We start from the raw sequence: 10,436 nt of genomic DNA on the forward strand, positions 1-10,436 counted from the left end.
TGATTTCCGCCAGTGCCCCGCCGCACAGGCGGGTTTTTTGTTTGATGCACCGTCAGCCAAGGTGCCGCCGTATGGCGCCGGCATTGCTCGCGGCAGGTGCATCGGTTATCTGACCGGCCAGGCAAACAACGCCACGCAATCCACCAAACGGAGCCCAGCACATGACACGCGAGACAATCCTCAAATTCGGCACCGTCGAACACGCGGACGCCGGCGATCTGGCTGGCTGGATCGTCGTCGAGGGCAAGCCGACCATGCAAACCGCCGTCCAGCACACGACCGAGGACGGCAAGGTGTTGTCGGGCACCTGGCGCGCGACGCCCGGCACCTATCACGCCACCTATACCGACTACGAGTTCGTGCACATGATCGCCGGCCGCATCATCATCACGCCGGACGGCGGCACACCGGTCGAGGTCGGTCCCGGCGATGCCTTCGTGGTGGAAGCCGATTTCAAGGGAACCTGGAAGATCATCGAGCCGGTGACGAAGCATTTTGTCGTCAGGGTTGGCTGAGGCGGGGTGATCCGTCTGGCCCGCCATGGTTCGCCATGGCGGAGCTGATCTCTGCATTCGCCCGGGCCACGGCCAAGCCACTCCCCGGACTCCGGTCATTGGGTCATGAAGGCGTCTGCGGCGTCATCCACGGTCGGCCTCGACTTGAATGATACGGCACTCGCCAGCCAAGCGATCTCTCATCGGCGCTTACCAGCCAAGTATCCTTGATACACCGGATCGATCCCCTAGTTCTTTCGGGGGGCGCGGCAATCGCGAGGTTGCCTCGGGGGCAGCGGCGGTTCGGGCCGTTCTGACTGCACGCCGCGGAAAGACGGTTGGATCGACGCATCCATGGAGGTCGTCGTGCGTCAATCGCGTGGATTCACCTGTGCGTATTTCGTCTTAGCTTGCTCGATCGCCGTAGTTTGCGCAGGAGCAGCAACCGGTGGCCAGCAAGGCGGAGGGCATGGCAACGGCGGCCACGGTTCTGGTGGCCATGGTGGCGGCGGAGGTCATGACGCCGGCGGCAACCGCGGCGGCTCGCAGAAAGGGACTGGCGATGACCCCGGCGGCTCCAGTTCGTCGGCGGACGACGGCGAGACCAGCACAAGCGGCACTGCGACAGTCCCGGGGACGGTAGGTCCGGCCACCGCTACTGCTGTTGCGTCCGCAAGGGGCGGACAGTCACTCGACCTGCCGGCCGCTCTCCAGCCTCCCAGCGACAGCAACACTCAATCAACAGTCAGCCGAACCGAGGCGCTGCCGGGCGTCCCGGATAAAGTCGTTCGGGCCTGCCATGATGCCATCGAGTCGGCCGCCGCTCCGTTTGGCGCGACCAGCGTGCGCGTCAGCAGCGCGGGCTTCGTACATCAGTTGAGTCGGGCGACGATCTCGGCCCCTATCGAAGTCAGCATCGACTATGTGCGGCAAGGCAACGTGGAAACGCGGCAGGCGGCGATCCAATGCGAATTGGACGCGACAGGCAGCGTGATCGGCCTGACATAGCGAACCGCGCAGAACACCTCGCTGATGAAGCAGGGTGAATTCGAGGGGCCATTCATCTTTGGCCGAAATGGCAGCAGGCCTCGGGTGTGTTACCAAGGGTGCGGGGCATCAAAGATGGCCTTCCACGGAAGGGACCGCGCAGTCGGAAATCACTGCGGTGTCACGTGTCTTGGCAAGAGCGAATAAGGAAGTGTGATCGAACGCACCCGGGTCATCCGCGAAGCGTTGCGAACCTTGCCAGTCTTCTTGCTGACGGCCTTCACCTGGCTGGCTGCCGCGCGGCCAGAACGCGGCTTCAGGGGCGGTTCGATCTGCGCGCTGCGGCGCTCAGTCCTGAGCCTGTCGTTGTCCCCGCGCGCCGCAGCCAAGTCGCGGGCAAGAGAAACAGTGGCCTCGCGTTGCTCGTCCAGAGCCTCCTGAAGCTTAGCGACACGCAACAAAAGAGCTTGGGCGGCTGCTTCGCGCTCGATGCGGGCTCTGTCGAGATCCTCACGATTCATGACGGCTGTAGTACGTTCCCGTGCCAGAGCCTGTGCCGTCTCGGTTGCGGCCTGCTCGGCACGCTCTTTCGCTGAGACTGCTTTGGCTCGCTCCAGTTCAGCCGCCTGGCGCTCGACGCGAGCTTCTTTCAGCTCCTCAACGGCCGCTGCTGCTGCAGCGCGTTCTCGTGCGAGCGTTCGCTCCGTGTCAGCTGCGGTCCGCTCCACTTGTTGTCTCGCTGTGACCGCGTCGGTCCGTTCCTGCTCAGCCACGGCCGTACGCTTCATGAGTGCGGCATTGGCCAGTTTCGCTTCGGCGAGATCGCCACGAAGCAGCTCCGCCTTCCGGCGTTCGTCGTCGAGCATGCCGCTCGCCTGCGCCAGTGAAGCCTTGGCCGTGGCGCGATCCTCGGCGGCCTCGGTCTCAAGCTGTTCAATTTGGACGCGCGCTTGCGATAAATCGCGCGCCTGCCTTTGGGCCTGCTCCTGCTCGAGATGAGCAGCGGGCATCTCCTCAAGGACATAGCTGGTGGCCTCGCTCAGCATCGTGCGGGCATCTCCCGCAATGCGCCGCAACGCGTCAAGAGTGCGGGCCGCCGCGAGTTCATTGCGCAACCGCTCCTCGCGCGCGTCATCGGCAGCTGCCATGCTTGCCCTCAGCGTGTGGATCTGCTTGCTCGCCTCGAGGAGCGCTCCCTGCAGAGCGGCGCTCCTGGCACGCTCGCCTTCCGCCGCCCGGTGCTCCTGGTCGGCCAATTGTCTCGCAGCGGCAGCCTGAGCACGATCCGTCCCGTCTTGCGCCTGGTTAGCCGTGAGATCCGGGCCAAGCAATTCGGCACTCGCCTGAGGTCCCAACGGGCGCGAAAGGTCTCGATGGGCCTGGTCTTGGGTTTGCGAGATGGCGGAAGCGCTTTCGACCCAGATTTGTCTCGTCATCGCATAGCCAATCGGCGCGGCCAGACAAATGGCGGCGAGACCCAAGCGCGATACAAGAACGATCGGCCTGCGAACGACAGGGTTTGAGGCAGGCGCCATGGCCGGGTCGGGATCTCCCATCTGCGCTGTGAAATTCAAACCGCGATCCGCAGCATAGGCCAACGGAGCAATTTTTGGCGGTGAAGCTCTATGGCGCAATTGGTCCCATGCCGACCCGCAAATCCGCTTCCCACGTTCCGCGATCGCGCTGATGGATGCTGCAAGCCGGCCAGACTGCACACTGTTCGGTGCAGGAGCACCGGTCACTAACGAGCTCCCGCTGGGTTCGGATGTCGCGGCGAAATGCTCGATTCGCACTCCGAACCGAGAGTAGTTGGTATTTTGAGCCCGAACATCCAGGCCGACCGGATGCAAGGGGTTGGCAGCCTTGGAAGAAGCAGGACCGGCGACAAGTCCGGCCGGGCTTTCCCATTCCCAAGAAGCCTCGTCGGCGATACCGGATCTGCCTTCGTCAAACGCTGCAAGGCGGCGCCGTCGCACCGCGGCAAGGATACGCCGGAGCACAAGATAGACGCCCACCGATGCAAGCGTCACCACTGCGATCAGAATGGCCAAATTTACGTCGTTTGCATACATTTCGGCAAGATAATTTGGCATTGCCGTGCCCGTGCGTTCTGGGGTGTATCGTCAAGTTCGTAAAGCGATGTCTGGTCATCCGCCTTGGTATTGGCCAGGCTTACCGCCCTCGAAACGTCGCTTTCTTCGGGATCCTTCTGGTACTTGCGAATTGTTGCGGATGGCGGGGCGCCGGTCGCGCGCTGATAGATCGCCGCAGTTGATATTCCTTGGCGGGCAATGGCCGACCAAGGACACATGCGGGGCCCTGAGACGCCGATTTGCGCCTCTGCATATCAACCTCGCGAGAGTTCGCCGGTGCGGACAATTCGCCACTTCCCGGCTCTTGACTGTCCATCATGAACTTTAAGCTAGGTCACAGCGCACCACGGTCAACCATCACCTCGCAATGATCCTGTCGGCAGCCTTCGGCCAGACAAAAGGGCCATTGTAGTGCCCGCTCTTCGGAGCGAAGCTGGATCGTTCCTTGTTCGGCGATGCATTCCCGCCGAGATTAGAATTCGTTGCACTGTTTCGCGAAAAGTACGACGTCAGTTGCTAAGCTGGTGAAAAGCGTGGTGATCCCGACAGGAATCGAACCTGTGACCTACAGATTAGGAATCTGCCGCTCTATCCTACTGAGCTACGGGACCACGCGGCCAGACACATAGCCGCTTCGGATCGTTTCGCCAAGAGGCCGGCCGAAGGCAATTCGGCCGGCTTTGCGCTGCCGCCGTCAGGCGGCCAGCGCGGTTTCCGCCAGTTTCACCCAGTAGCTCATGCCGTGCGGGATGACCTCGTCGTTGAAATCGTAGGCAGGGTTGTGGAGACCGGCGGTGTCGCCATTGCCGATGAAGATGAAGGCGCCGGGGCGGGCTTCGAGCATGTAGGAGAAATCCTCGCCGCCCATCACCGGCTGGATGCCGCGGTGGACATGGGCGTCGCCGGCGACACTCATCGCGACATCACCGGCAAACACCGTCTCTTCCGCGTGGTTGAAGGTCACGGGGTAATTTGCCTGGTAGTCGACCTCGATCTTTGCCCCGAATGCGGTCGCCAGCCCGTCGCATATGCTGCGGATGCGCTCTTCGGACTTCTTGGCGATCTCCTTGCGCAAGGTGCGCACGGTGCCGGCGATTTCAGCGGTTTCGGGGATGATGTTGTAGGCGTCACCGGCGTGGAACTTGGTCACCGACACCACCACGGCCTCGACCGGATCGGTGCTGCGCGAGGCGATCGTCTGCAAGGCGCCGACCAGTTGGCTGGTGATGACGATCGGGTCGATCGTGCCGTGCGGCATCGCCGCGTGGCCGCCCTTGCCGCGCACGGTGATGGTGAACTCGGCGGTCGCCGCCATGATCGGGCCCGGGCGGATGGCGAACTGCCCGACAGGCAGGCCCGGCATGTTGTGCATGCCGAACACCCTGGAGATGTCGAAACGCTCCATCATGCCGTCCTTGACCATCTCGTTGCCGCCGCCGCCGCCCTCTTCGGCCGGCTGGAAGATCACCGCCACGGAACCGGTGAAGTTGCGCGTCTCGGCGAGGTATTTGGCCGCGCCCAGCAGCATTGCCGTGTGGCCGTCATGGCCGCAGGCGTGCATCTTGCCGGGGATGGTCGAGGCGTAGGATTTGCCTGTGATCTCGTTGAGCGGCAGCGCGTCCATGTCGGCGCGCAGGCCGATGGTGGGGCCTTCGCCCTGGCGGCCGCGGATGACGCCGACGACGCCGGTCTTGCCGAGGCCGGTGACCACATCGTCGCAGCCGAAAGCCTTCAGCTTCTCGGTGACGAAGGCGGCGGTCTTGAAGACGTCGAAGTTCAGTTCTGGCGTCTGGTGCAGATGCTGGCGCCAGCCGGCAACTTCGTCCTGCATTTCGGCGGCACGGTTCAGGATTGGCATGATGGTTCCATCTCGCTGTTGGGACAGGCGGGTGTCGTCCGCTGCCTTGCAATTGTGATCGCCAGGCACTTTGCCATCTTGGCGTCACATAGGGTAAATAGCACCGCAACGATGCGGTCCGGTTTTTGAGGGTCGGACCAATCATGCTGGCGATCGCGTAACGAAATCTTACGGAGCCAGGGGCGACTACGGCAAGAGGCGATTTCGGATTTGATCATGCGGTACAGGCATTTCCTCAAACTATTCTCGGTTGGCACAATCGCGCTGTCGGTCGTGGCCGGGCCGGCGCTGGCCAATCCGGTGGTCGTATTCGATCTCGGCAGCGGCAAGATCCTGCAGCATCAGGACGCGTTCAAGCGCTGGTATCCGGCATCGCTGAGCAAGCTGATGACCGCTTATGTCACCTTTCGGGCGATCGCCGCCGGCGAGGTGCAGCTTGATTCGCCGATCAAGGTGACCAAACACTCCGCCGCCGAGCCGCCAAGCAAGATGGGCTTCAAGCCGGGCTCGGTGATGCGGCTCGACAACGCGCTGAAGATGATGCTGGTCAAATCGGCCAACGACATCGCCATGGCGGTGGGCGAAAATGTCGGCGGTTCGCAGGCGGCCTTTGCCGACCGGATGAACGCCGAAGCGACCCGGCTCGGCATGAACGGCACGCATTTCGTCAATCCGAACGGGCTCTATTCGCCGGATCAGTACACGACGGCGCGCGACCTCGCCGTGCTGGTGATGGCGATCCGCCGCGAATTTCCGCAATATGCGCCGTGGTTCTCGATCGAGGGCCTTGCCGTCGGCAAGAAGGCTATTCCCAACTACAATCTCTTGATTGGCCGTTATCCCGGCGCCGATGGCATGAAGACCGGCTTTGTCTGCCCTTCCGGCTTCAACATGATCGGTTCGGCGACCCGCAACGGGCGCACGCTGGTCGCGGTGGTGCTTGGCGAGAAATCGGCGGTCACACGTGCCGAGACCGCGGCAAAACTGCTCGATCAGGGTTTTGACGCGCCTGCCGCCGGCTCGGCCACCGTCACCACGCTGGCGCCCTATGGCGACACGGTCTCGCCCAACGACATGAAGGACGAGGTCTGCAAGAAGAAGACGCCGCAGGAGCAGTCGGAGGCGCCGCCGGTTGCCGCCAAGGACGTGCCGAAATCGCCCTATCAGGAAAAGCTCGACCATGTGCCGACGCTGGTTGCCGTCGGCCTTGGCGGCGCCACCGGTCCGGCGCCGAAGGCCATCCTCGACCGGGGCGGTCAGGAATATGCCGATGTGCCGATCCCGAGCTGGCGGCCCGACAGGCCGGCACCGGCCGGCGCAGGCCCGAAGATTGCCGGCTCCGCCGCGCAGGGCGACCAGCCGGCCAAGGTTGCGAACTAGCCAATGGGCAGCGGCTTCCCGATCCCCGTCTCGGTGCTGACCGGCTTCCTAGGCGCCGGCAAGACGACGCTGCTCAACCGGCTGCTCAAGGATCCGGCGCTGGCCGACACGGCGGTAATCATCAACGAGTTCGGCGAGGTGGCGATCGACCATTTGCTGGTCGAGCAGTCTTCCGACGGCATCATCCAGCTTTCGGACGGCTGCCTTTGCTGCACGGTGCGCGGCGAACTGGTCGACACGCTGGCCGACCTGGTCGACCGGCTGCAGACCGGCCGCATCGCCCGGCTTGCCCGCGTCATCGTCGAGACCACCGGCCTTGCCGACCCGGCGCCGGTGCTGCAGTCGATCATGGCGCATCCGGCGCTGATCCAGGCCTTCCGGCTCGACGGCGTCATCACGCTGGTCGATGCCGTCAACGGCAACGCCACGCTCGACGCCCACGTCGAGGCGGTCAAGCAGGCTGCCGTCGCCGATCGCATCGTGCTCAGCAAAGCCGATCTGGTCGCCGATCCCAATGAGTTGGAAATGCTTCGGGCGCGCCTGCGGCAGATCAATCCGGGCGCCGAACTGCTCGATGCCGGTGACACGGGGACAGGCGTGGCGGCGCTGTTTGATTGCGGCCTCTACAACCCGGCAACCAAATCCGCCGATGTGCGGCGCTGGCTGGGCGAGGAAGCGGCTCATGATCATCACCATCATGATCACTATGATGGGCATGATCACGAACATGGCCATGACCACGGTCATCGCCACGATTCGCGGGTGCGTTCCTATTCGCTGGTGCATGACGGCCCGGTGCCGTTTTCGGCGATCGAGATGTTCCTCGACCTGCTGCGCTCGACACATGGCGAGCGCCTGCTGCGCATGAAGGGCGTCATCGAGCTCAGGGAAGACCCGTCGCGGCCTTTGGTGATCCATGGCGTGCAGAAGATCCTGCATCCGCCGGTGCAATTGCCGTCCTGGCCAGATGGCCAGCGCGGCACGCGGCTGGTGCTGATCACGCTCGATATGCCCGAAGATTATATCCGCAGGCTGTTCGCCGCCTTCACCAACCGGCCGTCGATCGACACGCCCGATCGCGCCGCGCTGGAAAACAACCCGCTGGCGATTGCCGGGCGGTAGCTCCCACGATTACGGCGCGCCGCGCTCGACCAGGAAGCGATGGCCGCCGGAGACCGCCGCCGTTTCAATCAACTGGTGGCCGCTCTCCGAACAGAATGCCGGAATGTCGATGACGGCCAGCGGGTCGGTGGTCTCCAGCCAGAGCCGGCTGCCCGGTTGCATCCCCGCCAGGCGCTTCTTGGCCTTGAGCACGGGCAAGGGGCAGTTCAGCCCCTTGAGGTCATAAATAGCGGCGCGATCATCCACGGGCGAAATCAACCGCCGAACATGCCGAGCAGCTTGTTCTTCAGCTTCGTCACGCGGCTCTCGTCGGCACTCGCCGCTTGCGTCTCAGCCATCGGTGCCGCTTCCGAAGGGGCCGCGATGGTCGCGGTGGCGACAGGGGCTTCCTTGGCAGCCTTTTCGGCCTCCTTTTCGGCCACAGCCTGGGCCTTGGCGGCTTCCTTGGCTTGCTTGGCCGCCTCTATGGCAGCGAGCCTCTGCTCCTCGGCCTTCTGCTTGGCCGCCTTTTCGGCATCGAGGGCCGCCATCTTGCGGCCGGCAGGCGAATCGATGCGGCCCATGCGCGCCGTCTCGGTGACCGAGCCGTCATTGTTGAGCGACGGCGGATCGATCGGCACGCGTTCACCGCGTGCGCGGCGCTTGGACCAGTCGGAGACGATGCTGGCTTCCTTGATACCGGCAATGGTCGGCTTGGGCGCTGGCACGCTGGCCTTGACCGCGCCGCTGAACGCAGCGTCGTAGGTGCTCATGTAGGAATTGTAGGCGCTCTTCAGCGAATCAGGTTGCGTGGTCGCCGGGCAGGCGCCGGCCGGATCGAATGTCTGACCGTCGGCGGCAACCTGGTTGAAGACATAACGCTTCTCGCAGACATCGACCTTCGGCGGCACCTTGGTGATCTCGAAATTGTCGTAGCCGACCTTCAGCATCTTCCAGAAGTCGTAATTCGGGTCGTTGCGGTAGCGCGCCATGTTGGCGGCGGTCATGCGGAACGGAAACGCCTGGATCTGGAACTCGGTCTGGCCGCCCTGGAAAGCATCGCGGCCGAACGCATAGATCTGCTCGATCTGCGCATCGGTCATCGAATAGCAGCCCGACGACGAGCAGGCGCCGTGCACCATCAAATTGGAGCCGGTACGGCCATTGGCGCGGTCATAGGCGTTGGGATAGCCGATGTTGAAGGACAAATGGTAGTTCGAGCGCGGATTCATCTGCGCCGGGCGCACCGTGTAGAAGCCTTCCGGCGCCTGGCGGTCGCCTTCGGTGTATTTCGGCCCGAGCTTGCCCGACCATTTGCAGATGTCGTAGCTGGCGACCATGTCGTAGCGGCCGTTGGTCTTGGCCTTCCAGATCTCGAGCTTGCCTTCTTCCTTGAAGATGCGGGCCATCACCGACGAGGTGCGGACCATGCCCTTGGCTCTCATGTCGGCGAGGATCTTGTCGGGCAGCGGCTTGTTGGCCTCCGGGGCAAAATCCTTCATCGACGAATTGTTGCAGCCGGCAACGCCGAGGGCAGCGATCAGGATTCCGGTGCGGGCAAGCTTGACAAACATGGCTACGGATATCGTCTTTTCTCTGGCGCCAGGACGCTTCCTGCCCCGGCTGCTACACTGCGCATCGACGGACCCTAAGCCCGTTAACCCTAATAAATTCCTTACCGCAAGTGCCGACGCATCCCCCTGCGGCAGTCTCATTGAGCCGAATGCAGCGGCATTTTTGTGGCAAAAATGCTCCGCCCCGCCACATTGTTGCGGCCAAGGCTGCCTGTGGTCAGAGACTGCGGCCCATGGCCAGGTATTTTTCGCGGCGCTGCTCGCGGAAATCGGTGTTGGCGCCGGCAAAATCCTTCATCGTCCTGGCGATGAGGTCTCCGGTCGCGGCGATCACCGTTTCGGCGCCGCGATGCGCACCGCCGAGCGGCTCGGGGATGATGGCGTCGATGATCTTTAATTCAAAAAGATCCTGCGCGGTGATCTTCATGTTGGTCGCCGCGTCCTTCGATCGCGTGGTGTCGCGCCACAGGATCGAGGCGGCCCCTTCCGGCGAAATCACCGAATAGATGGCGTGTTCGAGCATGTAGACGCGGTTGGCGGTGGCGATGGCAATGGCGCCGCCCGAACCGCCTTCGCCGATGACCACTGAGATCGACGGCACTTTCAGGCCGAGACAGGTCGAGGTTGAACGGGCGATAGCCTCCGCCTGGCCGCGCTCCTCGGCGTTGACACCGGGATAGGCGCCGGCCGTGTCGACCAGCGTCAGCAGCGGGATCTTGAAGCGGTCGGCCAGTTCCATCAGCCGTGCCGCCTTGCGGTAGCCCTCCGGGCGAACCGATCCGAAATTGTGTTTCAGGCGGCTGGCTGTGTCGGAACCTTTTTCCTGGCCGATGATGGCAATGGGTTCGCCGCGGAAACGGGCGAAACCGCCGACGATCGCCTGGTCCTCACCGAAATTGCGGTCGCCGGCCAGCGGCGTGAAATCGGTGAGCAGGCCCTTGATATAGTC

The 10,436-nt window shown here is 63.4% G+C and carries 9 protein-coding genes and 1 tRNA gene; 4 read left to right on the forward strand and 6 right to left on the reverse strand.

Features of this window, described 5'->3' with window-relative positions; translation table 11 throughout:
- The first annotated feature begins 161 nt into the window (after window positions 1–161).
- Window positions 162–515 carry a cupin domain-containing protein gene (locus tag EOD15_RS19840; protein WP_127266678.1) on the forward strand — a complete coding sequence of 118 codons (354 nt, stop codon included), beginning with the start codon at window positions 162–164 and terminating at the stop codon, window positions 513–515.
- Window positions 516–848: 333 nt separating this feature from the next.
- The gene (locus EOD15_RS19845) at window positions 849–1,502 is read left to right on the forward strand and encodes a hypothetical protein (protein WP_164761770.1); all 654 of its coding nucleotides are present in this window, start codon (window positions 849–851) and stop codon (window positions 1,500–1,502) included.
- A 149-nt stretch (window positions 1,503–1,651) separates the two neighbouring features.
- Here EOD15_RS19845 and EOD15_RS36845 read toward each other — a convergent pair whose 3' ends face one another.
- The 3 genes from EOD15_RS36845 to EOD15_RS19860 all read right to left on the reverse strand — a co-directional run bounded on the left by EOD15_RS36845 (window position 1,652) and on the right by EOD15_RS19860 (window position 5,432).
- Window positions 1,652–3,574 carry a hypothetical protein gene (locus EOD15_RS36845; protein ID WP_245463716.1) on the reverse strand — a complete coding sequence of 641 codons (1,923 nt, stop codon included), beginning with the start codon at window positions 3,572–3,574 and terminating at the stop codon, window positions 1,652–1,654.
- A gap of 534 nt (window positions 3,575–4,108) precedes the next feature.
- Window positions 4,109–4,185, reverse strand: a tRNA-Arg gene (locus EOD15_RS19855).
- Between the two features lie 83 nt (window positions 4,186–4,268).
- Window positions 4,269–5,432, reverse strand: coding sequence for a M20 aminoacylase family protein (locus tag EOD15_RS19860; RefSeq protein WP_127266677.1), 1,164 nt, complete (start codon window positions 5,430–5,432; stop codon window positions 4,269–4,271).
- Window positions 5,433–5,648: 216 nt separating this feature from the next.
- Between EOD15_RS19860 and EOD15_RS19865 the strand changes: the two genes are divergently transcribed.
- On the forward strand, window positions 5,649–6,812 hold the full coding sequence (locus tag EOD15_RS19865) for a D-alanyl-D-alanine carboxypeptidase family protein (RefSeq protein ID WP_127329983.1): 1,164 nt from the start codon (window positions 5,649–5,651) through the stop codon (window positions 6,810–6,812).
- A 3-nt stretch (window positions 6,813–6,815) separates the two neighbouring features.
- Window positions 6,816–7,934 (forward strand): GTP-binding protein, encoded by a 1,119-nt coding sequence (locus tag EOD15_RS19870; RefSeq protein ID WP_127321563.1) that lies wholly within the window; start codon window positions 6,816–6,818, stop codon window positions 7,932–7,934.
- A 9-nt stretch (window positions 7,935–7,943) separates the two neighbouring features.
- Here EOD15_RS19870 and EOD15_RS19875 read toward each other — a convergent pair whose 3' ends face one another.
- From EOD15_RS19875 to EOD15_RS19885, 3 genes are all read right to left on the reverse strand, one after another.
- On the reverse strand, window positions 7,944–8,180 hold the full coding sequence (locus tag EOD15_RS19875) for a sulfurtransferase TusA family protein (protein WP_164761850.1): 237 nt from the start codon (window positions 8,178–8,180) through the stop codon (window positions 7,944–7,946).
- A gap of 8 nt (window positions 8,181–8,188) precedes the next feature.
- On the reverse strand, window positions 8,189–9,487 hold the full coding sequence (locus tag EOD15_RS19880) for a murein L,D-transpeptidase family protein (RefSeq protein WP_127321561.1): 1,299 nt from the start codon (window positions 9,485–9,487) through the stop codon (window positions 8,189–8,191).
- Between the two features lie 217 nt (window positions 9,488–9,704).
- Window positions 9,705–10,436, reverse strand: a 732-nt coding sequence (locus EOD15_RS19885; RefSeq protein ID WP_127408756.1) for an acetyl-CoA carboxylase carboxyltransferase subunit alpha, incomplete at its 5' end; no start/stop codon positions are given.

This window comes from Mesorhizobium sp. M7A.T.Ca.US.000.02.2.1 (assembly GCF_003996995.1).
GTDB lineage: Bacteria > Pseudomonadota > Alphaproteobacteria > Rhizobiales > Rhizobiaceae > Mesorhizobium.